The 25,841-nt window shown below is 39.8% G+C and carries 20 protein-coding genes and 1 pseudogene; 8 read left to right on the plus strand and 13 right to left on the minus strand.

From position 1 onward, the window contains the following. Complete coding sequence (locus tag D8848_RS08455; RefSeq protein ID WP_125443467.1) at positions 1-2,031, minus strand: BglG family transcription antiterminator; 2,031 nt, start codon at positions 2,029-2,031, stop codon at positions 1-3. Between the two features lie 205 nt (positions 2,032-2,236). Between D8848_RS08455 and D8848_RS08460 the strand changes: the two genes are divergently transcribed. The 7 genes from D8848_RS08460 (at position 2,237) to D8848_RS08495 (ending at position 7,128) form a co-directional block, all read left to right on the plus strand. Next, positions 2,237-3,229 carry an SPFH domain-containing protein gene (locus D8848_RS08460; protein ID WP_260467303.1) on the plus strand — a complete coding sequence of 331 codons (993 nt, stop codon included), beginning with the start codon at positions 2,237-2,239 and terminating at the stop codon, positions 3,227-3,229. A 2-nt stretch (positions 3,230-3,231) separates the two neighbouring features. Continuing rightward, complete coding sequence (locus D8848_RS08465) at positions 3,232-3,432, plus strand: type II toxin-antitoxin system antitoxin (protein WP_000796544.1); 201 nt, start codon at positions 3,232-3,234, stop codon at positions 3,430-3,432. A gap of 151 nt (positions 3,433-3,583) precedes the next feature. Further along, positions 3,584-3,766: a 50S ribosomal protein L32 gene (rpmF, locus tag D8848_RS08470; RefSeq protein ID WP_000290417.1), complete on the plus strand. Its 183-nt coding sequence runs from the start codon at positions 3,584-3,586 to the stop codon at positions 3,764-3,766. Positions 3,767-3,781: 15 nt separating this feature from the next. Further along, entirely contained in the window at positions 3,782-3,931 is a 150-nt protein-coding gene (gene rpmG / locus D8848_RS08475; RefSeq protein WP_001265622.1) for a 50S ribosomal protein L33, read from the plus strand. A 750-nt stretch (positions 3,932-4,681) separates the two neighbouring features. Continuing rightward, positions 4,682-4,879, plus strand: coding sequence for a hypothetical protein (locus tag D8848_RS08485; RefSeq protein ID WP_125443468.1), 198 nt, complete (start codon positions 4,682-4,684; stop codon positions 4,877-4,879). Positions 4,880-5,250: 371 nt separating this feature from the next. Next, a complete protein-coding gene (locus D8848_RS08490; RefSeq protein ID WP_125443469.1) occupies positions 5,251-6,516 on the plus strand; it encodes an AAA family ATPase in 1,266 nt (421 codons plus the stop codon). After that, positions 6,517-7,128: an RloB family protein gene (locus D8848_RS08495; protein ID WP_125443470.1), complete on the plus strand. Its 612-nt coding sequence runs from the start codon at positions 6,517-6,519 to the stop codon at positions 7,126-7,128. It abuts the gene before it with no gap. A gap of 316 nt (positions 7,129-7,444) precedes the next feature. On the opposite strand, the gene D8848_RS08500 is transcribed toward D8848_RS08495, so the two are convergent. After that, on the minus strand, positions 7,445-9,046 hold the full coding sequence (locus D8848_RS08500; RefSeq protein WP_125443471.1) for a type I restriction-modification system subunit M: 1,602 nt from the start codon (positions 9,044-9,046) through the stop codon (positions 7,445-7,447). A 173-nt stretch (positions 9,047-9,219) separates the two neighbouring features. Continuing rightward, complete coding sequence (locus D8848_RS08505) at positions 9,220-10,401, minus strand: restriction endonuclease subunit S (RefSeq protein ID WP_125443472.1); 1,182 nt, start codon at positions 10,399-10,401, stop codon at positions 9,220-9,222. Positions 10,402-10,658: 257 nt separating this feature from the next. On the opposite strand from D8848_RS08505, the gene D8848_RS08510 reads away from it, so the two are divergent. Next, positions 10,659-11,891, plus strand: coding sequence for a Fic family protein (locus tag D8848_RS08510; protein WP_125443473.1), 1,233 nt, complete (start codon positions 10,659-10,661; stop codon positions 11,889-11,891). 2 nt (positions 11,892-11,893) lie between these two features. Here the strand turns inward: D8848_RS08510 and D8848_RS08515 are convergent. The 10 genes and pseudogenes from D8848_RS08515 to D8848_RS08565 form a co-directional block, all read right to left on the minus strand. Further along, a pseudogene (locus D8848_RS08515) lies at positions 11,894-15,262 on the minus strand (type I restriction endonuclease subunit R). A 326-nt stretch (positions 15,263-15,588) separates the two neighbouring features. Further along, positions 15,589-16,836, minus strand: a complete 1,248-nt coding sequence (locus D8848_RS08520) for a toxic anion resistance protein (RefSeq protein ID WP_125443474.1) — start codon at positions 16,834-16,836, stop codon at positions 15,589-15,591. Positions 16,837-16,857: 21 nt separating this feature from the next. Next, positions 16,858-17,664 (minus strand): coiled-coil domain-containing protein, encoded by an 807-nt coding sequence (locus D8848_RS08525; protein WP_125443475.1) that lies wholly within the window; start codon positions 17,662-17,664, stop codon positions 16,858-16,860. A gap of 594 nt (positions 17,665-18,258) precedes the next feature. After that, complete coding sequence (rpsD, locus tag D8848_RS08530; RefSeq protein WP_000092756.1) at positions 18,259-18,870, minus strand: 30S ribosomal protein S4; 612 nt, start codon at positions 18,868-18,870, stop codon at positions 18,259-18,261. A gap of 194 nt (positions 18,871-19,064) precedes the next feature. Continuing rightward, positions 19,065-20,117: a sensor histidine kinase gene (locus D8848_RS08535; protein WP_125443476.1), complete on the minus strand. Its 1,053-nt coding sequence runs from the start codon at positions 20,115-20,117 to the stop codon at positions 19,065-19,067. Further along, a complete protein-coding gene (locus tag D8848_RS08540) occupies positions 20,114-20,812 on the minus strand; it encodes a response regulator transcription factor (RefSeq protein ID WP_125443477.1) in 699 nt (232 codons plus the stop codon). The genes D8848_RS08535 and D8848_RS08540 overlap by 4 nt, the downstream gene beginning before the upstream one ends. A 123-nt stretch (positions 20,813-20,935) precedes the next feature. After that, positions 20,936-22,294 carry an SSURE domain-containing protein gene (locus D8848_RS08545; RefSeq protein WP_125443478.1) on the minus strand — a complete coding sequence of 453 codons (1,359 nt, stop codon included), beginning with the start codon at positions 22,292-22,294 and terminating at the stop codon, positions 20,936-20,938. Positions 22,295-22,409: 115 nt separating this feature from the next. After that, entirely contained in the window at positions 22,410-23,426 is a 1,017-nt protein-coding gene (locus D8848_RS08550; RefSeq protein WP_125443479.1) for a glycosyltransferase family 2 protein, read from the minus strand. Positions 23,427-23,781: 355 nt separating this feature from the next. Then, positions 23,782-24,447, minus strand: coding sequence for a potassium channel family protein (locus D8848_RS08560; protein WP_125420701.1), 666 nt, complete (start codon positions 24,445-24,447; stop codon positions 23,782-23,784). A 13-nt stretch (positions 24,448-24,460) separates the two neighbouring features. After that, positions 24,461-25,840 (minus strand): TrkH family potassium uptake protein, encoded by a 1,380-nt coding sequence (locus tag D8848_RS08565; RefSeq protein ID WP_125443480.1) that lies wholly within the window; start codon positions 25,838-25,840, stop codon positions 24,461-24,463. Position 25,841 lies beyond the last annotated feature (1 nt).

The raw sequence follows: 25,841 nt of genomic DNA on the forward strand, positions 1-25,841 counted from the left end.
CTAATCCTCCTGTTTAATTATCATTTTAATGTCATCATAGTTTTTTGATGAAATTAAAGCTTGAACATGATTTTTATCTCTTAAAATTGTTGTTAAATGTGACAAAGCCTTTAAATGACTCTCATTATCAATGGCTGCAATACAAATCAACAATCTTACCTCTTGTTCTGGATTATCCAATAAATAAATCGGCTCTTCCAAAACTAACATTGACATTCCTATTTCATTCACGCCTTCATCTGGTCGAGCGTGAGGAATTGCTACTCCCTTCCCTAAATTAATAAAAGGTCCAAACTCTTCTACTTTTTGAATCATTGCCTCAGGGTAGTTCTCAGTTATCTTATGTTGATCCAAAAGCGGTTTAGCTGCTAAACGAATTGCCTCCTTCCATCCTAATTTTTCCGAACTAACCTGATAAGTTTCTTTTGTAATTAATTCTTCTAACAATGGTAACACTTCCTTTCTGTTCATTTCTTGATAGAGATACCTCTTTAATGCTAATTTTAACTCTAATTCTTGTGTGATTACACTATATCGTCTTACTATGCTAATTATCTGATTAAGCTCAATATCTCGATAACCTGTATCTGGGAAATCTTTTGATACCAATTCAACTAACTGTGTTGTTTGTTCTTCCGTCATCATAACAGAAACTAGATAATTTGGCTTCTCTGTATCCACCTTTATAGTAGAAAAAACCATATCATAGTCACTACTAGTTTTCGCATATAAATCATCAATCTTTGAGGTTCCTATAAACTCAATTTGAGGGAATAATGCTAATAGATTCTCTTTTATCATCAATGAAGAACTAATTCCATTAGGACAGATAATTGCTGCTTTATAACATTTTTGAGGCAAATTGTCTGCTTTCTTTAAATATCCTCCAAAATGGATAACAAAATATGCTGTTTCACTATCAGGTATGGGTTTGTCAATAGCGTCCATCAAGGGAGTCAAAGAATCTTTTACTAGTTCAAATAAATCAGGATAATGTTCTTTAACATGCAACACATATTCATTTGAACTAGGTAAGCCGAACTTTAATCTATAGTAAGCCGGTATAAGGTGGCGGCGAAGATTTTCTCTCAATACTTCCCTTTGTTTAAAATGTAACAAAGAAATATCTTCCATTCTACTTATAATAGCCTCTGTTAATTGATTAAAGTAAACCGGAGCAACATCTACTTCACCTTCAAAGCAACTTGATAATAAAACTGTGATATAGCGATAATCATCCTCTGAAAATACCGTATCTATAATTCCCAAATCAACTACTGTATCCAATAAAATAGTCGTTATATCTTGAATAATAGGAGATACTAGTGTCTCTGAAAGACATACTCGTTCAACATCCCTTTGATACCTACATATAATGAATACTAAACCGAAAAGGCAAACTTTTAATTGATTAACAATAGGTACTATCTGTAGCTTTTCATAATAATCTTTAACCACCTGATCAATCAAATCATAAGTTAATGAATACCCCCAACTGGATAAAACATAATCCAACCCCCAAATCCCTATGGAGGATTCCAGCAACTCACTAACCATTTGAAAAGCTAAACGGTGCTTATTCCACTCTGAACCGTGTAAAGTATAACCTTTTGCTCTACTGTACCCTAGCTCCAAATCATTATCTAACATAATCTTTCTTAATGATTGAATATCAGATAAGGTTGTATTCTTACTTACTTTCAAAAAGTCTTGGTAATGATTATTCGATATAAAATCTAATCGGCAAAAAGTGTAAAGATAGATTAATGCTAAGCGAGTCGACTTTGGTAAAACCAATTCATCCGACTTAATAATATCTGTCAAAGACTGCTTCGTACGATTTGATAAACTATAGCGACCTTGTTTTTTATCCAGCACTATCCCTTTATTAGCTAGATAAGGCACTAAATAATCTATTCCTTCTTTGACTTCTTTTATAGGTAAGCTCACCTTAACAGATAATTCATATAATGATAGCTCACAATGATCCATCAAAGTCATCAAAATAACTAGTGCTCTATAATCAAACATTTCTCTTCCTTTCTAACTACAATTATAGTGTAAAAGTTATAAGAATAAAAGAGTATTTCAGCACAATATAATCTCACCTCCTACAAGTAATTATTGGGCTGAAACTTTTTAGTGATTATTTGTCAACTTTCTATTAATTTTTAAAAACAAAATGATATCATTTAGATATCAAATAACAGAGGTCATTCTTATGAATTAAAAACTAATCAATTCAAAACCAAATGGTGTATTCGCATTGATTCTCATTGAGTTGACAATCGTACTTGGTATCTTTATATTGATAATGGGTGCTGGTTCGGAAAACATTTTTGGAATTATTATCGGACTTGTACTAATCGTAATTTCAGCGCTAACTCATGCTGGTTTAAAAGTTGTCAAACCTCAGGAGGCTCTAGTTCTGACACTCTTTGGTAACTATACAGGTACCATCAAAGAACCTGGTTTTTACTTTGTCAATCCCTTCAGCGTAGCAGTCAACCCTGCAAACCACACTCGACTTGGACAAAGTGGTGATGTTAGCACAAAAGCTCCTTTGTCAGGAATGAAATCATCAAATGGCAATGATGTAAACATTGAAATTGGCAAAAAACAGATTTCCCTCAAGGTTATGACCTTGAGCAATTCTCGCCAAAAAATCAATGATTGTCTAGGAAATCCCGTAGAAATTGGGATCGCGGTAACTTGGAGAGTTGTTGATACAGCCAAAGCAGTCTTCAATGTGGACAACTACAAAGAATATCTTTCATTGCAATGTGATAGCGCCCTCCGTAATATTGTCCGCATCTATCCTTACGATGTGTCTCCTAATGTAGATACTACAGGTGACGGGCAAGCAGATGAAGGTAGCCTCCGTGGCTCTAGCGAGATTGTAGCTAACCGTATTCGTGAAGAAATCCAAAGTCGTGTTGAGGATGCTGGCTTGGAAATCCTTGAAGCACGTATTACTTACCTAGCTTACGCTCCAGAAATTGCTGCTGTCATGCTTCAACGCCAACAAGCATCTGCCATTATTGATGCCCGTAAGATGATTGTGGATGGTGCTGTAGGAATTGTTGAAATGGCACTAGAACGACTCAATGAAGGGGAATTAGTAGAGCTTGACGAAGAACGAAAAGCTGCCATGGTTTCAAATCTCCTTGTCGTACTCTGTGGCAATCATGATGCACAACCAATTGTCAACACAGGAAATCTTTACTAAAGATGGCTGAAGCTAAAAAGAAGCAGATCCCCCTTCGACTCTCAACAAAGTTATACGCTGCACTCGCATCATGGGCAGAAGATGACTTTCGTTCAGTCAATGGGCAAATCGAATATCTCCTCACAGAATGTGTCAAACAACGGAAGAAAGACGGAAAATACGTATCAGAAACCATTGACGAACCATTTGAGATTGATATTTAACACCTTCTCCTGTCTGCTAGGACTGACAGGAGAATTTTTTCATCTTTTTTTGTCAAGTAACTTTACTTTACAAAAAAAATGTGTTATCCTAGTATGGTTGATGAAAATCAGTAGATTGAATCGAATATAAATACCTAAAGGAGAAATCAAAATGGCAGTACCTGCACGTCGCACTTCAAAAGCGAAGAAAAACAAACGTCGTACACACTACAAAGTAACAGCTCCATCTGTAAACTTTGACGAAACTACTGGAGATTACTCACGTTCTCACCGTGTATCACTTAAAGGATACTACAAAGGACGTAAAATCGCTAAAGCTGCATCAGCTGAATAATAGAAGGGAGATACCATGCGCGTAAATATTACACTTGAACACAAAGAATCTGGTGAACGCTTGTACCTTACTTCTAAAAACAAACGTAACACTCCAGACCGTCTTCAATTGAAGAAATACTCACCAAAACTTCGCAAACACGTTGTGTTTACAGAAGTTAAGTAAGCATTCAATACGAATCAATACAGAAGAAAAACGCTGATTCAAGCGTTTTTTCTTTTTGTTAATTTCAGTATATTGCAAGGGAAAGCATTCGAATGACTATATTTTATGAAATAAGAAACTGATTCGTTTATTTAAAAAGAAGAGGAATTTAAAAACAAATTCCTTTTTTTAATTTCTAAAACAGTAAAACACCCTTATTACTAACTGTCTTACATTTGTAACATTACTTTGATATAATAGAAATGGATGTAAGTAAATGAAAAGATTTATTACATTACTTTTAGTGTCCCTATCTACAATTCTATTAATTACCTGTTCTAACCAATCAAGCAATTCTTTAGATGGCGAATACTACTGGATAAACGAGAGTAGAAATGAGCTTACCTTTACAATTGATAAAGATAGTCCAATGATCGAACTGACTGATTCTAATATCACTAGCCAAAAAGAGAGTTACACATTCAAGGACGCCGTATTCACTTGTAAATATTTCAGGAACAAAGCAAAACTATTACAAAAAGGGGTAGTGCAGCATATAAAAAGCCTCGAAGAAATACGGTGATACGTAAAACTCTCAAACTATCCGTTATTCTTTATACAGTACAAATGCTTTGATTGAAGCGTTTTTTATTGCCTCATTAACAGGAGAGAAATTTTCCATAATTTATCTTTTAGTGCTTTTTAGGCTATATTTTAATCATTTAAGAAAAACCACATCATATTTGAAAATTTATCTGATAAGATAGGGGTATGAAAAATTTAAAAGAAGATAACATTAAAAAATCCTTATGGCACATCAAACGCCATTGTGAAAATATAGAGAAAAACACTGATGATGGTAAAAGAAATATCAAACTGCTCCATCTGAAGGAAAATGTCGAGATACTAAAGCGATTTTTTAACGATGAGAAACCCTATCCGAATTTGGATAGGGAGGAAGTTTTTTAAAACCTTGTGAGAATGAATTTTAGTTAAGATTTCACTTTTTTTAAAACCTGGCTTTAAAAAAATGCTTTTCAATTGGACTGAAAATAGTAATACATCAAGTTTTTTTGAACTATTTCTATTTAATAATTTCATAGAATATGAATCAATATATTTTAAATAGGGGAATAATTTGGCTCTGTAAAAATTAATGCATCGATAAAACAATAAAGATTAAAATAATATCTAAAATTTAAAAAATTTTATAAACCCAAATAGATAATTCCTAATAATTAACTGCGAACTAAAAAATTAAAAATAATTTACTTTATAACGAAAAAACGTTGTTAAATTTAAATTTTTCGTGTACAATTAGAAGGAGAAGGAGGTAGATTATGCTAGTTGATTTCGAAATTACAAACTTTTTATCTTTCCAAAATAACACAGTTTTATCTTTAGAAAAAGGAAAATATTTAAAAAGACATGCTAAGTCTCATACACTAAATAAGGAAAATCTATCTTTATTGAAAAATGTAAACATTTTTGGTTCCAATGGATCTGGAAAGAGCAACCTAATTACAGCACTAAGGGTCTTTGCCAAAATGGTTCTACAACCTACAGATGACATTGAAGATTCTTTACCCTATATGCCATTTCGCTTAAATGATAAAAACAAATATGAAGATACTGAATTTTCAATTCGCTTAATTAAGAATAAAAAGGTTTATCGCTATCATATTTGTTACAATTCAGAAGAAGTGACTTTAGAGGAACTTTATTTTGTTACACAAAAAAATGAAGAAAAATTATACTTTAAACGAACCGCTTCTCCAAATGATTCAGAAATACTTCCAAATAACTTAAAAAAAATACGACAATCTGTTAGGAAAAATAAACTATTATTATTTGATGGACAGGATAAGAATGATGTAGAATGTGTTGCTGTTTTCAAATGGTTCCATACAAATTTAATTTTTGAACCTTTTCGCAAACAATTATTTAAGTCAATCCAAGCCGATTCAGCTAAGAAAAATATATTCATTAAACTATTAAATCTGGCTGACTTTAATATTTTAGATATTGAAGTCATTGAAAAGATAGAATCATTTCCTGAAGAGTTTAAAAAATTGCTATCTATAGAAAATCTTGACGAAAGTTTGTTACCAAAACAATTTACAACTTTTGAAGTATATTCTATTTACAAAAAATATGATGAAAACGGGAAAGTAGTTGGTAAAGAAAAGATTCCATATGAAATGGAATCTTCCGGTACTCAAAAAATGATGACCGTTGCTTTGACATTGTTGGATAGTTTACATGAAGATAGAGTTATAGTTATGGATGAATTTGATGATTCATTCCATTTATCTCTTACAAATGCATTGTTGAACATAATTAATTCCGAGTCAAACACGAATCAATTCATTTTTACAACACACAATTTAAATTTATTAGATTCGAATTTAAGAGTAGATCAAATTTATATGACGGAAAAAGATTTCTTGGGAAAAACAGACTTATACTCTCTTTTTGATTTTAATGAAATACAAGGTGTGTCAAGAAGTGATATTTCTTTCATTAAACGTTACTTAAATGGGCAGTTTGGTGCTTTACCAGATATCGATATTGAAGGAATGAATCAACTATTTAAGGAGATTTAAATGGCTAGAGATAGACAACCTAAAGGTAAAAAACTGAGAAAATCTATTTATGTGTTCACTGAAGGATACACGGAAAGAAATTATTTCTCAATTTTAAACAAGAAGTATAACAGAACAGCCACTGTAAAAGTATCTATACATCCCACAAGTAAACAAGGTCGATGTCTTCTAAATCACGCATTAGGAAAAATAAGTACTCTAAGTAATACAGAAAAGAGAAATCTTGGAGGAGTCTATATTATTTTTGACAAAGATAGTTTAGAAAATGACGAAATAGAGGGTGTTTTAAAAGACGCAAAAGCAAACAATATTGATATCGGGTTTTCAAATAGTTGTTTTGAAGTATGGTTGTTAGCACATTTCGAAAAACCTAACGAATCTCACACAAAAGATAGATTGTATAAAAAATTAGAAGAATATCTAGATTGCGAACAATATGAAAGGAATCATAAAAATGATAAAGAATTATTAACGCAATTAGAAGACCTTGTATCAATAGCTATGGAAAAAACTTCTTCAATGGGAAATTTATGTCAAAAAACTATTGTTTATGAGCCCTATACTAACATAGGAAGTGTTATACGCCGTATTTACGATCAAGATATCTACTAACTAATATAATTTACAATCAACTAAACCAGTCTGACCTGCACCCCAAAAGTTAGATTTTTTCTGTCTAACTTTTGGGGTGTAGGTCATTTCAAGCGTTTTTTTCTTTTGTTAACCATCTCAAACTCTACTCGTCCTACAATCTTTTTTGAAAACTGATTTGAATCAGGTAATTTTAGCACGTTACTGCACTCTACTGCACTCTACTTAACCCATAGCATCATTTTTCACCTGTATTATACATGATGTGTAATACAGCAAAATCCAAAAACACCTCGTACAATCTATACGAGATGTTTTCATTCTTACCCTACACTCTCTAAATCTCATTCAATTTTTCGAGATAGGCGGTTAATTCTGCTTGGGCTTCTGGTGTCGTGCCTACTAGTTGGCTGCGCATTTGTGCGAGTCTGGCTTCTACTTGTCCAATCTCTTTATCAATCTCTGCGAGCTGGTCTGCGAGGTCGGTTAGGGGAATAACAGGTTCTTCTTCAAAAGTATCAACATAGCGTGGAATGTTGAGGTTGTAGTCATTTTCGACAATCTCTTCAAAGCTGGCTAGATGGGCAAATTTCTCGACATTCTCGCGTTTTTGATAGGTCTCCAAAATCTTGGCAATATGGTCTTCGGTCATATTGTTTTGATTTTTCCCTTTCTCAAACTCTTTTGAGGCATCGATAAAGAAGACGTCCTTATTGGTGCGATTCTTTTTAAGGATAATAATGGTTGTCGGGATAGAGGTATTGTAGAAGATGTTTGCTGGCAAGCCGATAACTGTATCAATAGCGCCTTCTTCTAGCAGGTGCTGGCGAATCTTCTGCTCGGCTGCTCCTCGAAAGAGAACTCCGTGAGGAAGGACAATAGCCATAACCCCATTATGCTTGAGATGGTAAAAACCGTGAAGGAGGAAGGCAAAATCTGCTTTGGACTTAGGTGCCAGAACTCCATAACTTGAAAAGCGAGGATCCTGTAGGAAGCCACTATCTGCTGACCACTTCAGTGAATAGGGTGGGTTCATCAAAACCCCATCAAAGTCTGTCGGCTCGGTCGTCGGCCAATCTTCGTCTAGGGTATCGTGGTTGCTGAGGTGATAGTTCTCAATCGCAACCCCATGAAGCATCATATTCATGCGAGCAAGGTTGAAGGTCGAAGTAATCAACTCTTGACCGTAGTAAGAAATCGTCGAAGCTTCCTTACTATAGCGCTTGGCATTGAGCAAGAGAGAACCAGAACCCATGGTCGGGTCGTAAACTGACATCCCCTTTTGATGCTCACGCCCTGCAAAGACAATCTGAGTCATGAGGTGAGAGACTGCTTGAGGTGTATAGAACTCACCAGCCTTTTTCCCAGAATCACTGGCAAACTGGCCAATCAAGTATTCATAGGCATCACCCAAGATATCACCAGCATGACCAGATACATTGAGGTCGTTGAGCTGTTTCATGACCTCAGAGATGGTCTTGTTTTGCTTTTGTGGCGTGTTGCCTAGCTTTTTCGCATAGAGGTCGATATCTTCGAAAAGATTTTCAAATTTTTCATTGGCCTGCTCGATATCACGGAAACTTTGGGCTAGGGACTCTAGCTGGAAGGTTCCTTCGTGGATAGACTGAACCAGCTTAGTAAAGGTCAGAGAAGGCTCAATAACATAGCCTAGCTCGTCATTTAAGACCTCGATGAGGTCTTCACGGACATCTGCATCCGCAAAGTTTTCCTCGTAGAGGAGTTGCGCTTGCTGGAAGGACTCAAAGGTCTCGTCCAACTTATCGCAGACGTCTTGGAGGATGTTGTCGGATAGGTACTTGTAGAAAATCAAGCCCAAGAGATAGGACTTGTATTCATTGGCTTCCATCTGGCCACGCAGGATATCTGCCGCATTCCAGAGGGATTGGTAGAGTTCTCTTGATAAATCTGTTTGTGACATAGGGGCTCCTATCAATTTCTACTTTCATTCGTTTAGTGTAGCTTTTTACGGTCTTTGTATCTTAGATAATCGAACACGACCTAAAAGCTGGGTAAAAAAGATAAACTGTCTGGTCTTCATCGAAGACTGCGCCAGTTTCCTATTTTTACTGGGCTTTTGACGGTCTTTGTATCTTAGATAAACATTTTTCTGAGTAGGGTTTGTTTGCTTTCTTTGAGTTGGTTGACTTTTTCCTCTTGTTTGGCAATGGCCTTGTCTAGGTCTTGGAAGAAGGAACCGATAGCTTCTTGTTCAGGGAGAGAAGGAATTTGTAAATTCAAAGAAGATAATATTGTTTGATTTATACTAGCTTGATTAACTGCTTTATTTGCATGAGATCGTGCCCAGTTCCTCTTTTCTATAGTACCTAATTCATAAAAACTAAATATTCCATTTACATCAATAGGTTGCAATCGTAATAAATTGATCCCATGATAAAGGCCATAGTCTTTGTCATATAATGCAACTTTCCCAATATGTTCTATAGAATTAATATTGCTAAATAAAATCTCTCCTATTCCCAACTTGTATGAATCATCAGGAGCCACATTTGAATATCCTAACTTTTTCACATTGATAAGATCATCTGAAATGGTTTCTATTCTTGTTAATTTGTAACTTCCAGAATGCAATGAGGAATCGCCTGTAAAACCAGATGAAATTTTGAACACTTCCCCCAACTTCACTTCCTTCCATTCATCTTCAAATCCTGCGAAGCGAAGAGCTGGTTTGGTTTGTCCTTTGGCTGGGAAGAGGAGTTTGAGGTAGGTTTTCTTCTGCTCTTTGAGCACCTCTAACTTACGCTGTTGAAGGCTAATAAGCTGGTCAATATCTTGGAAGAAAGAACCGATGGCAGTTTGCTCGGGGAGGGAGGGGAGGGAAATTATTGCAGATTTTATATCATTTGAATTGATACTTTCAAATGTTGAGCCTGTACTTAATTTACTCCAATATCCATTTTGTTTCATTTGAGAAAGTGCTTGATACAGAAATTCATTCCCATCTATTGAAGCAACACCTCTCCCTAAAACAACATCGTAATCGGTCTTCCCAATATCTCCTACAGGTGCACGCACACTTAAAATTAGATCACCTTGTCTAGCCTGCTTAGTAATCTGAGTTGTCCAAACTCTCGGAAACACTCTGCCATTCTTCATATCTGCATTACCTTGGACAAGGATATAGTCATTAGGATTATCTGTATAATTCTCACTATTCGGAGATTGTCCCATTGTTATTGTTGAAACGTCCCCCAACTTTCTCTGCTCCCAAGGTTCAGTATAACCTACAAAGCGATAACTTGGTTTCTTTGTCATATTACTCCCTTTCTATTACTCCATTTTCTTATTTCTACACTTTAGATTTTCTTTTTTGATTTCTATTCTTCAATTTTACCTATTTTTAAACTTTAGAATTACCATCTGTCATTTCTATTGTTCAATTTTGGCCATTTTTGCACTTTAGATGGGCAACCATGCTATCCTATTCTTCAATTTTTCCTATTTCGAAACAATAGATAGGCTGATTTTGTGATATAATGTTAAAAAACGTTGAAATGCGAGGATGACTACATATGAACTATAGAGAACTTAAAAAAATCTACTACAGTCATCGTGACCAATATGAGGAAGAGTATCAATTACGCTTACAGGGATACAGCTCTATTAGGACATCTCTTTATCCTCATTTAATGCAACGCGATACTGTCAAAACAAGTCAATACCCTCTATTTGTTACCCTGCATCTTGGGCTTTCCCAACTGATGGAAACTATCTCACAGCAATCTCAACGAATTAGCGAAATAGCTGATACCCTTCCCAAGATTGCCCACGATCAGTTCTATAAAGAACAACTCTACCAATCGATTATTTCCACAAATGAAATCGAAGGTATCCATACAACTCGTAAAGAGTTGGTCGATGTGGAGAAACTCCTAGAGGAAGACCCCTATAAGACCGAACAAATCAAACATCTTTCCACCTTGCGAATGTACCAACAAATCCTTAAAGATGAATTTCTCCAAATCCAATCTCTTGAAGATATCAGAAGGATTTATGACCAATTAACACAAGGAGAAATCTCGCCAGAGGATGAACTCGATGGAGAGTTTTTTAGACAGAAATCAGCCTTTATCCAAGACGACAAGACTGGCAAAGTCATCTATATCCCACCTCAAAAGGAGGAACAGATTCAGGTTATGCTGACAGAGTGGATTCGTTTTATAAACGACCATTCTATCCCAAACCTTATCAAGGCTTGCGCTGGACACTATTTTTTTGAAAATATTCATCCATTCTATGACGGTAACGGTCGGACAGGCCGCTATATCCTTACCAAGTACTTGTCTAGAAAGCTCGATAAATTTTCGGGATTGGTTTTATCCCAACAAATCAATCACCATAAGCAAGACTATTATAAGGCTTTTAGGAATACTGGCGACCATCTCAACCGTGCCGATGCTACCTTCTTCGTTGAAACCTTGTTGACTTTTATCAAGGAAGGACAGGAAAATATTATCCAAACCCTCCTCGAAAAGCAGGAACAACTTCATCGCTATAAAGTTAAGATAGAGCAAACAGTAGGGCTGGAGGAAGTCGAGAAATACATCTTGTTTCTACTCGCTCAGTCCAAGCTCTTTGTCGATGATAAGAGAGATGGTATAGAAGATAGAAGCATCATCCAACTAGCTAATCATCATTACTCTAAGAAAAAGGTCAAGGATGCTTTCTTGCATCTTGAAGAAAGGGGGATTTTGACCCTCATTAGTCGAAAACCTTCCCAACATTATCTTGCTGACCATTTTTAAGCCTATCTCCCCCTTAGCGGTAAGATATCCTCTGAAATCACGCGCATATAGTCCTCTTTGAGGGCTTTTTTGTATTTGAGTTTTGGTAGTGCCTTGTCTCCGTGAGCTTCCTTATAGGCCAGATAGTTCTGAGAGTCTGTGATGGCTTTTTCACCATTTTGCTTATCTCGTCCGATGCGGTAGTTGTCCACTACGAACTGGAGTTCATCCTCTCCTATCTGCCAATAATCTGCCGTTTCACGAATCTTTTGCTGGGTAGTTAGCTCAATCATCTCATCCAACTTATGGGTTACAGACTGTCCCTGATAACTCTTGGCATCAGCTTGAACATCCTGCCAGAGTTTGGAGATGAGGTTGGATAACTTGGGATTGGATTTGTTCAAATCTTAGATATAGTTATCTACCAGACTCTTTTCCTTTTTACCAATGAGGTTTTCCCGATTTTCAATCAGGGCTTGGATGAGAGAGAGGATATAGTGATAGTTTATCTCGTCGGTGCGGATGGATTCGAGCTCATACTCGATATCCAGCAACACACCTTCATCTTCTTGATCTTCTTTTCTACGTCTGCGGAGTTCTTCGATGACATTTTGATATTGGCCGGCAAAGTTCTCGATGTCTTCTAGGCTGAGGCCAATCTCTCTGAGAATGACTTTCTCATCATAGTCCGAATAGACTTGTATAGAGGATAGGAGCTTGTCAAATTCTTGGAAGGCCTTGGCAAATCGTTTTAATTCTGCATCTGTAGCCGTATCCAAATCCGGCACCTGCTCTGGACTTGGGGCGATAGCTAGTAGTTGATGAACCTTCTCCATAAACTTGGCCTTCTCCTCCTGCCATTCTGGGGCTAAGACACTGGTTTCGCCACCATTTGAGTAAAGGCTCAGAGCTTCATCCACTTTTTCTTTAAAGCGGTCAGGCGTTTGGAAGGTAACGATTTGGCCGAATTTCTTGCCCTCATCAAAGAGGCGATTGGTTCGTGAAAAGGCCTGAATGATATGCTGGGGTTTCATGGGCTGACGATCCATGAACAGGGTCGATAGGCAAGGGGCATCAAAGCCTGTCAACAAGCGGTCCACCACGATAACCAAGTCCAACTGCTCTTCACGGAAGGCAAAGCGTTCTTTCTTACGGGCCAGACGGTCGTTGAGGTCACTATTGTAGGAAGCAATGGTTGCTAGGCTAAAGTGAGTACCAAACATGGCATTGTAGTCTTCTAGACTTTCCTCCATGTAGGCTTGGTTGACATAGGAGTCTGCTTCATTCTCTGTCACAGAGTAGGTAATGGCAACCTTAGGGAAATCTGGCAAGACCTTTTTAACATTTTCCGAAATGCTTAGAGACTTCTCTCCATTTTTGACTTGCTTAATCAGGTTATAATAGGCCTGTGCACGGGCAATGCTTTTGACGGTCAAAATGGCTTCATAGGTTTTTCCTACCCCATTTTGGAAGCCGAGTTTGCGTCTTGAGCGATTGAGAATGGCATCTAAAACTGCAAGCATGTGGCCTTCGTCATCATAGCGCTCCTCGTCAATCTCATCTTCTGCCCAACCAGGCATGGTTGTCTGGTACTCCACATTAAAGCCAAGAACTGCCTTGTCATGAATGGCTTCTTTGACGGTATATTGGTGGAGACAGTCACCGTACTGCTCTTCGGTCGTCTGAGCAAGGTCTCCTTTTTGTTCACGCTTATTTTCTGTAAAGATAGGAGTCCCTGTAAAACCATACCAGAGAGAATTGGTAAAGAAATGCTCTAGGTGGCGCTGGCGTTCAGGAGTCACTGCACGATGGCATTCATCAACGACAAAGGCTAGTTTGAGTTGCTTGATACGATTGTAGACCTTTTGGTGACGCCCTTCATCAAACTGCCGAATCATGGCATTGATTTTCTGAATGGTCGTGACAACGACACGGCGGTCTTCAGAAGCCAGATTTTTAACCAATTCCTGCGTATCATCGGTCTCGTCAATATCAATCATATCGTTCTCTGCGTAAGACTGAAAAGAACTGGTCGTTTGCTGGTCTAGGTCTGTCCTATCAATCACAAAGATTGTCTTTTCGATGGATGGAATCTGGAGCAGATTGCGAGAAACCTTATAAGAGGTCAGGGTCTTTCCTGACCCAGTCGTATGCCAGATATAGCCCGACTGGCGCTGGCGACTGGCTTCACGGATAGCCTCAATGGCATGTACCTGATAGGGGCGCAATAAAATCAAGGCCTTCTTGTCATCATCAATGACAGAATACTGCATGACCATCTCGTGGGCTCTCGGTATCGACAAGACAGACTCTGCAAAGTCAAATAATTGAGGTTGAGGTCTATTTTCACTATCCACCCACTTGGTCAAGAAGCGTTCATTTAGCTTGTTGGCTTTGGCGGCTGCGATGTAGCGAGTGTCTGTGACATTGGAAACGACAAACATCTGAAGACTTGAAAAAATGCCTCTGAATTGTCCTTCTTGGTCGTATTTTTTAATCTGACGGAAGGCATCCATGTAAGGATGAGAACGGCTTTTCAGTTCAATCTGAATCATAGGCAGACCATTGATTAGCAAAGTCACATCCCCACGGCGCTGGCGAATCCCTTCTCCGCCTGTGATGACTTGGTTGACAACCTCATAGCTAGATTTGCCACCAGCGACATTATTTCTCCACAAGACTTCCAAGCGAATGGTGCCTAGACTGGCATCTTCACGTTGAACCTGCACCTTGGCAATGCCATTTTCCCCTGCTATCCACTTGGCTGCTTCATAGAAGTTAACGAAATTGAGCTGGTTTTTGATTTGATTTTTCTCTGAATTTGTAAGAGGATGGTCTTGCAAAATGCGGACATTATTGACTTCCAGCTTGGCAAAAAAGTTTCCCCATAGGAGGTCTTCTGTATTTAACTCAGGTCGATACACCCATTGACTTTCTCCCTTTGTCAGCTGGTTGATTAAATCCCGCTCGATAGCCAATTCCTGTTTGGTTTTGGGTTTACCTGCTACAGGGATAGCAGTCTCATCTTTGGGAGAGAGTCTCTGGCTGATATGAAAATCCTGCAAGGCTGCTTGGTTGAGATGTTGTAGTTTTTTGAGAAGATCTTGCTCCGTACCTTTTATGGCTTGATAGGCTGCTGTCAATTCTTTATCTGCATCTAGGTAATGATGTGGGTTCTTCTTTATTTGGATATAGCCCTGTACCAAATCTTCTAAACGTCTCATCTGAATAGCAAGCTGGTTCTGGAGTTCCTGAGAATTGCTTCCAGATGCTTCTTTCTGGTTGATAGCTTCTAGGTATTCTACGATGGCAGCATAACTAGGCTGTAACTCAGGTGCTGAAACGATGAGCTCTTGTTCTAATTCTTTTGATAATGTGTAAGCCATGTTCATACCCCTTTTCTACAACGCAAAAAGCCTACCAAAAACATTGGTAGGTTTTGAAAATGGGTATGAAAACGCGAGTTTATATATATATATGCAAGCTAGTTATTTGCTTAAATCTGAAAACCATAGGGACTCTTCCTTTTCATTCATCCAAGGCGTTGATAAGATCGAAAAACAACGCCTTTACTTCCTTCTATTGTATCATAAAAGACTAGTAGTGAAAAGGTTTTCTAGGGCATTCTCTCTGAATCTAATAATAATTCCCTGACCTTCAAACTTCTACTAAAACAAGCAAAATCCCCTGCAAATCGACAGTGCAGGGGACTTGTGTGTTATTCTTGTACTTCTTTCTGAGCGGCCTTGCCTTGGTCTAGAAGGGCTTGGACGATTTTCTCATCGCGTAGTTTGACAGAATCGTTGATCATTTCTGCGGACTTGACGATGGTTGTTTCTAGTTGAGCACGTTTTTGACGGCCTAATTCAATAGCAGCGACGATGCCTTGGTTTTGTGCAACCAGACTTTCAGCCAGTTTAGTAACCGATTCGACAGCAACTGTCGGGCTTTGGGCAATTCTTTCCATCTGCGGAATCACTTCCTTGCTGGTCTCAGCTAGCATCTGAAGGGCAGCATTATTGGCATTGACAATGGCATCTGCCACGACACCTGATTTCATGGATTGTTGCAAAATACCAAGTTGGGCAATAGAAAGCTTCATTGTTGGAATCGTATTGCGACGAAGCATGCCCAATTTTTGGCGCATATCAGATGACACCTTCACCAGATTGCGCATCTGAGGTGTTGTTGCCCAGGCCACATAGAGACGGCTGACATACTCGGTGTGCTGTTGTTCGAGGGTATTGACCACTTCAGCCATGCGGGCCAATTCTTGTGACTTGGTTTGGTATTCTACCGAACTTGTATCGAGTTGGTCAGCTTGAGCTTTCAGTTCGGCAGCGCGTTTGCCAGCTTCTGTCTGGCTGGCTTCGATAAAGGAAATCACTCCCACCAGATTTTCAATGGATTTGGTATTGTCCTCAATCAACATCTCAGCAGAGACGATATTTCGAGCTAGCACATCTTCTTGCTTGACCACTGCGGCAGCCATACCATCGAGCTTTTGCTCCACTGTTTTTGAGTCAAAGTAAAATTCTTGTAGCGTATTCTTGCTCTTGTTAAACAAGCGTTGCAAAAAGTTTGGCTTTTCTTCTAACTCAGCAATTTCAGCGTTCTTGTATTTGACTACAAAGCCTTGCAACTCACGGTTGGTATTCTTGAGAAGATCATCCACTTGGGGAATCTGCAATTTCTTTTGTTCTGACAAGATACGATTGACCGTATTGTTTACGCCTTCTACAGCAGATTGTCCAAAATCCAAAAGAGCATTTTGATTGGTGACAAATTGGTCTACTAACTGGGGCACGTGCGCCTTGATTCCTTCTTGCTGCTCAGGACTCAACTTTTCTAAGAAGGTCAAGGTCTTGTCTGATCCAGTATTTGTCTCGATGATTTGGGTTGTTTTATCCACCTTAGCTACCGTATTATTGGCAATCTGGTCAATATCAAAATTAAATTCTGTCATGGTTACTCCTTTGTTTCTAACCTATTCTTTACGATCTTTTTCTAGGATACGCAAACTGATATCAAAATCACGCATATCTGTTTCATTGAGTTCTCTCAGAACTTGGTCCAGCTCAAGGTCAAATTGTTCGATAGCTGCTTTAGCTTGCTCTAAGCGTTCTTCTGCCCGATTATAGTTCTTCGGATTGGCCTTAATCTTTAAATAGCCTTCTAAAATCGTTTGGAATTTCTCCATCTTCAAACTATGAATGGCCGTCAATTCTTCCTTATCACCCTCAGCAGAGGTAGCAATCTTGTCTAAAATGGCCTGATGATCAATGGCAATATTGGCTAATGTCTGGGACAATTCTGGAGCTAATTCCTCTGGCTCCGCATTCTCAAGATCTACCTGACTTTCCCTATCCAAACGTTCTAGCTGAACATCGATAGTTGCCCTCACTGTACGAACCTTTTTGTCAATACGGTTGTAGATATCAGCATCGATATAGGACTTGAGACGATCCGCCTCCTGATGAATTTCCCGCAGTTCGATCAAGACTTGATTAGCCAAACTCTTATAGGAATCTGAGCCTTTTTCTACTAAAGTTCCCTCTAATTGCTGAATATCTTTATCAGCCTGGCGAATCCTGGCTTTTAAAAGCTCAATCCGATCATCGAGCGAACGATCCTGCAAAAGAGGATAGCGCCAACGTTTATAGAGACGATAACCACCATATCCTAGCAGGACACAAGCCGCAAGTGGAAGAGCATATTGAACCAAAAGGCCCAGTAAGAACAAGAAGCCCCAAAAATAGAGACAACCTTTCCAAAAACCATTACCCGATTTCATAAACATTCCTTATTTTCAATTTATAAGTCTATTTTAGCACAAAAGACAAAAATGAGGGCGGAAATTCCCTAGAAAAGAGTTGATTTCTTTGCTGTAGAATGGAACTTGGTAGCGCGTGGGCTAATGACTCAAACCACAAACATACTCTGAGGAATATCAAAACAAAAGCTTGAAATATCGGAGGGGTTGTGTTAGAATTGGATTATAGTGATGATAATTGTCTAACAAGGCAACAAAAAGCCCCAACGTTCCCGCGTTGAGGTTTTTTTGGCTTATTGCCCCTTAAAGGTTATTTCTTGCGTGAGTTAAGCCATTTCTCAAACAAGGTTGTCAAAATATTGACTACTAAGGGTGCTAGAAAAATTGTGATGATAATTTCTAACATCGGCAACACCTCCCTTCATTAAATTGAGGGGGCCAAAATATTATATCACACCAGATTTATATCATCAACATCGCGTCATTCTTGGAATAGATAGACTTAGATACGCAAATAATCTTACTAACAAATCTCTAAACAAACCCATAAATCAACCTTTTAAGACAAAGCAAAAAGCCCACTGTTGTAGGCTTTCTGTAAGATATCTCTTAAAATTAAAGCATTTTGTTGTAGAATTCAACGACAAGTGCTTCATTGATTTCTGGGTTGATTTCGTCGCGTTCTGGCAAGCGAGTCAATGAACCTTCCAATTTTTCAGCGTCGAATGATACGAATGCTGGACGTCCAAGAGTAGCTTCTACTGCTTCAAGGATTGCTGGAACTTTCAATGATTTTTCACGAACTGAGATCACTTGACCTGGAGTTACGCGGTATGATGGGATATCAACGCGTTTTCCGTCAACAAGGATGTGACCGTGGTTTACGAATTGACGAGCTTGACGACGAGTAGTCGCAAGACCAAGACGGTAAACAACGTTATCCAAACGACGTTCCAAAAGAAGCATGAAGTTGAAACCTAGGATTCCGCCTTTGATTTTTGTAGCTTGTACGAACAAGTTACGGAATTGTTTTTCACCTACACCGTAAGTGAAACGAAGTTTTTGTTTTTCAGCCAATTGCAAACCGTATTCTGACAATTTAGAACGGTTGTTTGGTCCGTGTTGTCCTGGTACGTAGTTACGACGTGCCAATTCTTTACCTGTACCTGTAAGTGAAAGGCCAAGGCGACGAGCTTGTTTCCAAGATGGTCCTGTATAACGTGACATGTGAATGTCCTCCTGATATAAATAATATTTCGGTGGAAATAGTCACTTAGAAAGCCCTGATTCGTGCAGATGCCCTTCGCCTAAACAGCCAAGGTTACTTATCATAAGACACCTGTTGACGAGCTTCATGCTTTCCTGCTGATATTTCGCACAAAATCCATTCTACCATGAATGGCTGGATTTGTAAAGGGGTTTTAAGCTTTATTTTCATTGCCAGAAAGGTTTAGAACGAGGGTAAAGGTGCTTCCTAGACCGTACTGGCTGCTGACTGTGATTTCTCCACCCAATTGATGGGCCAATTCACGCGCAATCGCAAGTCCTAAGCCATGACCACCTGTTTTCATGTTACGCGAAGTTTCTACACGATAAAGGCGTTTGAAAATATTCTCCAAATCCTCTGGAGCAATGCCCTGCCCCTCATCGGTCACACTGATTGAAAGCTGGTTCTTCTCCAGCTTAGCCACCACTTCCAACTTGGTTCCTGGAGCAGAGTATTTAAAAGCGTTATTGATCAGATTCACCAAGATTCGAGAAAGCTTGGCATAATCTCCCTCAATCCGGGCAGACTCAGGGATTACCTGCAAATGGACATCTCGCTCCTCCTGCTCAATCAAGAACTGAAATTCACTCATGCACTCAATCAAGAGCTGGTCCAGAAAAATACTGTCTTTGCTGGTCGTTTCAACCTGATTTCTAGCTGTGTTTAGAGTCAAAAAATTCAACTCCTCAACTAGTTTATTGAGTCTTTCCGTCTGACGCCCAATGGTTGCTAGATAATGGTCCTGTTCTCCTTCTTTGATAACCCCATCCAAAATCCCTTCTACCGTCGCTTGGATCGAAGTGATGGGGGTCTTGATATCATGCGAAAGTTGAGCAATCATCAAGCCCTTTTCTCGTTCGCTTTCTTCCAAGGAATCAAATGTGGCCTGCAAATCATGGGACATTTCATTGAAAGCTTGGCCTAATTGTTGAAATTCTACAGGTCCTTGAACCTCCAGATTTGCAGGAAAGTCCTTGTCTGCTACTCGCTTGGCATGTTCCTTAAGTTTGGCCAATGATGTAAAGACTGGCGACAGGAGAAAGAGACTAATCCCAGCACCGACAAAACTTGCGATTAAAGTCATGCCAATCAGGAAATAAATTTCTCTTTGCTCAATTAACATGCGCTGGATGGCCCAAAAAACCACGATAATCGTTAGAAGTGTTGAAATGATATACCCCACTAAAATATAACTTTTTAATTTCATTGACTACCTCGTGCTTTCTCAATTTTGTAGCCCAAGCCCCAGACGGTTTTGATGGTGGGCGTTGCTGCACTGGCATGTTTAGCCAACTCCTGTCGAAGAGCATGAATATGAACATTCAAGGTATTGGTATCATCCACATAATCTTCTTGCCAGACCTTTTCATAGAGATCTGTCTTAGAGAAAACCCGCTCTGGATTGCTAGCTAAAAGCCATAGAAGTTCGAAGGATTTGACTGTCAAATCAAGCGCCACATCTCCAACTTGGACCTCATGGCTACCGTGATTCATCCGTAAATCCCCGAGACTGACAACCTCTGTCTCACCTCCACGATGAAGGCGACGCAAGATATTGTGGACACGCAAAACCAGCTCACGTGGGCTAAAGGGCTTGGCAATAAAGTCATCTGCCCCTAAGCTCAGGCCATAAATCTTGTCCTGCTCACTGGTCTTAGCCGTGATAAAGAGAAAAGGCTGATCTGGAGATTGATACTGAACTTCACTAATCAAATCATAGCCATCCAGCCGAGGCATCATGATATCTGTAATAATCAAATCAATCGGTTTTCGCTTGAAGATTTCCAAGGCCTCTACTCCATCATGAGCCACCAAAATCTGATATCCTGCCTGAACCAGATAACGTTGATGAATATCTGTGATTTCTACCTCGTCGTCAACGAGTAAAATTGTCTTTCCCATCTGTCTCTCCTTTGAAAAAAACAGTGCTATACCACAATAGTATAACACTATTTTAATCGCTTTACGAACATTCTAATCGATATCTGAATTTTTCAAATCCTAGATAGAAAGTCTGTAACTAGACTAGTCATTTTCCTCTTTTTTAGCTTTCAAACCGAGTCCACCTAGCAGGCCGGCCAAAGCTAATCCAAAGAATCCAAGAGTAGCCATTGATGTTTGGGCTTCACCAGTATATGGAAGCATGTCTTTTTGGTCTTTCATTTGATCAGCCATCATTGGACTTGATACCTTGTTATTAGATGCCATCTTGCCTTCATCAGACATTTTGCTTGAGGCTGCTGGAGCTTGATCTTGTTTCATGCTTGGTGTTGCCATAGGCTGGCTAGCATTCATGGTTTTGTCCTGCTCTTTGTTAGGCATCATCTTATCCTGACTAGCAGCTGGCATTTTAGATTTCACCTCATCTTGATTGGCACTAGGCATTTGAGCTTTCATATTCGATGCATCTTGATGACTATTCATCATTGGAGCTGGCATAGCTGAACCATTAGAAGATGGGACGAAACCTGACTGCATCGGAATCAGAGACTGATGTCCATTCAAGTTCACTGTCAAATCCTTAGTCGCTACAAGATTGCTCAAGTCGGCCTTGCCGTCCTTCGCACCGTACACTTTGATAGTTGCTTTATAGCTTTGAGTACCGTTTTGTTTCAAGAGGTCTAGAAGCTCTTTATCTGATTTACCTTGGGTACCTGCCAAGTCCACTTCGTAGAAGTAGAGACCTTTGCCTAATTTTTCTACTGGTGGAAGGGCCGGATTTTTGGCTGAACCGTTGTCTGACCATGGAGCCTTGTCGGATGCTTTCAAGATAAGGCGAGTCAACATACCGTCACCAGCGAAAAATTCGTAAGGAATGACTTGGTTGACACCAGCTGTGAACGGACCTGGGAAGTTGGCTTTATCCAAGTATGTAGCTGGAACATCTACTGTATCTTTGGTGTTGTCGGCTACGCCTTTTTGGACTTCAGCTGGAGTGGTTGCTGGTTGAGCTTCATTTGCTTCACGGTCTTGTCCAGAAACTGTAGGCGCAGGTTTAAGCGCATCTTCTGTTTCTTTCTTAGATTCTGGTTTTGCTTGCACTTCTTCTTTTGGCGCTACCACTTGGTCTTTAGCAGCTACATTCACTTTTTCTGGAGAGCTTGTAGCATCCAAGCTCGTTTTAGGTGTTGAGTCTGCCTGTTCTGAAGGAAGAGCTGTATCGACTGCTTCTTTGAGAAGTTCTACTGGTAAGTCGCTCTTTTCACTCACCGAAGCAGCATCTGGCACGACTTGAGCAGGGGTCGGATTGACCACATCGGCACGTACAGAACTTGGCTGACCAACTAGGACAAAAAAGCCACTGGCTACAACAACTGAGGCAACCCCGACACTAAGACGGCGAATAGACCAACGAGTATATCTTTGATTTGGATTGAATTTCATAGGATTCTCCTTAGAGTTTTTCTTTATTTGATGACTCTAGTATAATCTCCTAAAATTAAAAAGGATTAAGAAAAAGTTAAAATTTTTCTTAAATCCCTCTTATAAAATACTTATATTAATTAAATCCATAAACAGACTTGGTGATTTGATAGACAACATTGGAAAGTTTGCGAGCTGGCAAGACTGAATGTTTGGTCAAACGGCTCAACATGGTTTTGCGAATGGCCTGAAAGACCTCTGGATTTTCCTGCTGAATATAGGTCCACAGCTCCCGTTTTTTGGCAAGATGCTCTGCTGTGCCTGCTCGGTTGAGCAGGGCACTGGAAATCACCGTCGTGATTTCAATGTGATTCAGCAGATACTCTCGCATTTTGGGGTGGCTTACTTTAGATAAATCAAGCTGGTCTACCAAGAGTCGATTGACCTTGAGTTGCTGGTCAATGCGCTTAATCATCACTTGCTCATTGACTGACTGGTCCTCACGCCCAATCAAATAACGATAGAAATCGACAGGCAGATAGTACATGGTCTTGACCTGCTGAAGGGGGGTAAAGACAAAGAGATTATCGACATAAAAGGTATGCTCAGGCAATTGGAACTGGCTCGTTCGCAACAAATCTGTCCGGTAAATCAGCGAGTGCATCATGATATACTGGCCTTTTGAGAAATTTCCAATCTGATCCCAGCCAAAAATCTTCTGGACAGGCAAGACTGACTCGTAACTCATACTCTTCTTACGAGACTGACCTTCCTTTTCATATACAAAATTAGTCACAAAGGCATCAACTTCCTGCCCCTCACTCTCTAGTTCCTGCAAGGTTTCAAGAATTTTTAAATAGGCACGAGGATCTACCCAGTCATCACTATCAACTACTTTAAAATAACGACCAGAAGCCTCCGCTAAGCCGCAATTGACGGCACCCCCATGGCCCTTATTTTTCTGATAGATGGCTCTCACGATGTTAGGATACTTGCTGGCTAAACGCTCAGCGATTTCCTGAGTCTGGTCCTGAGACCCATCATTAATAATCAAAATCTCAACTTGCTCACCACCAATCACTAGCGACTCCACACAGTAATGAAGATAGGCTGCGGCATTATAGCTAGGAATGGCGATAGACAATAACTTCATAATCTACTCCTTTAGGGGACTGATTTTTTCTTATACTCAATGAAAATCAAAGAGCAAACTAGGAAACTAGCCGCAGGTTGCTCAAAGCACTGCTTTGAGGTTGCAGATAGAACTGACGAAGTCAGCTCAAAACACGGTTTTGAGGTTGTGAATAAGACTGACGAAGTCAGTTACCTATACCTACGGCAAGGCGACGTTGACGTGGTTTGAAGAGGTTTTCGAAGAGTATTACTCTCTCTTGTCACTTCTTTCTATTTTACCATAAAGTCCAGACTTTGAAGGACTTTTATTAGAATACAAGGGTTACTATCTCTATTTGCTATTTTGAACATCAAAAAAGAGGGGTGCTCCCTCCTTACGAATTTAATTCTGCCAAGTCATCTAGATACTGGTTGTTAATAACCGCCAAGATATAGGCATCTGCCCTCAAGAGATCATTGGGACCAAACTGGACATCTAGCGGTGAATTTTCTTGTTCACGAAATCCTAGGACATTGAGGTTGTATTTGCCACGTAGATCTAGCTGGCTCAGGCTTTGACCTGCCCAGACACTAGGAATCTTCATCTCCACGATAGACACATTTTTATCCAGCTGAAAGACATCAACATTGTTATGAAAGAGAATGGTCTGCGCTAGAGACTGCCCCATTTCATACTCAGGTGAAATCACCGAGTCAGCACCGATTTTTTCTAGCACCTTCTTGGCTGTCTGGCTTTTGACCTTGGCAATAACCCTTGGTACCCCTAGACTCTTACAATGCATGACTGCAAGCACACTCGACTCTAGATTTTCCCCTGTTGCCACTACAACCGTATCACAGGTATCAATTCCTGCAGTTCTGAGGAGTTCCTCATCTGTGATATCGCCAACAACTCCACGCGCCAAAACAGGCTCAAATTGATTGATTCGCTCAGCGTGGTCGTCAATGGCAATGATATTCATATCTTGCTTGGCAAGGGCCATCAGGACACTACTCCCGAAAATCCCCAAACCTAAAATTCCAATCGTACGATCTGACATCATTCTTCCTTTCTTATCCAATACTAATATCTGCTTTCATATACTGAATCAAATCTTTCTTATCAGGCTGGTAATCCGCTAGACTAACCAGCAAGGTCAAGGGACCAATACGGCCAATAAACATGAGCACCATGACAATGCTGAGAGCTAGCTTGCCCAATTCTGGCGTCAGATTTGCCGTTACCCCAACTGTCGCAAGGGCTGAAATGGTCTCAAACATGAGGTAGATAAATCGCGGTGTTCCTTCTGCCGTAATCCCCAACAACATCAAGCCCAACAAAAAGGTCATCAAAAAGATAATGAAGACACTAAAGGATTTTTGGACTGTTCGAGCCTCAATGGTTCTCTGCGCAACATTGGCATGAGGTAAGCCCAGCAATTCACTACGAGCAAAGACCAACAAGACAAAGAAAGTCGTAATCTTGAGACCCCCAGCCGTCCCTCCAGGCGCTCCTCCGAGAAACATCTGTAGGATATAGATAAACAAGGTCACAGGCCGAGCTTGAGTGTAATCAATAGAAGCAAAGCCAGCTGTTCTCATGCTGACGGCTTGGAAAAAGCTAACCAGCACTTTCTCTGGAACGCTGAGATTGCCAATAGTTCCTGGATTGTGCCACTCCGTAAAGAGGGTGGATACTGTCCCAAACAGCAAGATCCCTGCAGTCAAGAAGAGAACCAGTTTGGTGTGGAAACGCAGACGGCGTTTTTTCTTCTTATCAAACTGGGTTGCCAAGTCAAACCAGACCATAAAGCCAAGACCACCTGTGATAATCAAGCCAGCAATGACCAGATTGATCAAGGGATCCGTCTGAAAAGCCACTAAACTGCTACTTCCAAAATTATCAAAACCAGCATTACAAAAGGCTGAAATAGCTAAAAAGATGGAGGTGAAAATACCCCGTCCCCAGCCGAACTCAGGAATAAAACGGAAAGTAAGTAGAAAGGCACCCAAGCCCTCCACCAGAAAAGTCGTCAAAAAGATGGACCGCATAAAGGCCTTCAGCGACCGAGTTTCCCCGTAACTAAAACTCTCCTGAATGGTTTCACGACTGCGAAGACTGAGCTTTTGCTTCCCCTGAATATAAAAGACCCCGATAAAGGTCATGAGCCCCAGACCACCAATCTGTATCAAGAGCATACAAATCAACTGCCCCCAGACATTATAGGTCGTAGCCACTGGTTGCGTAAAAAGGCCAGTCACACAGACCATGGACACCGTCGTAAAAAGATGGTCAAAATAAGTGGCCTGAGAACCATTTGCCTGAACAAAAGGCAAACTCAAAAGAAGAGAGCCTATAAGAATAACTCCAGCGAAACTTAAAAAGATGCGACGAGCTGGCGAAAGTCCGCCCAAGGACCTTTCAATTTTTTTCACAAATAATTTGAATAACATA

This window comes from Streptococcus mitis (assembly GCF_003942775.1).
GTDB classification, from domain to species: domain Bacteria; phylum Bacillota; class Bacilli; order Lactobacillales; family Streptococcaceae; genus Streptococcus; species Streptococcus mitis_CN.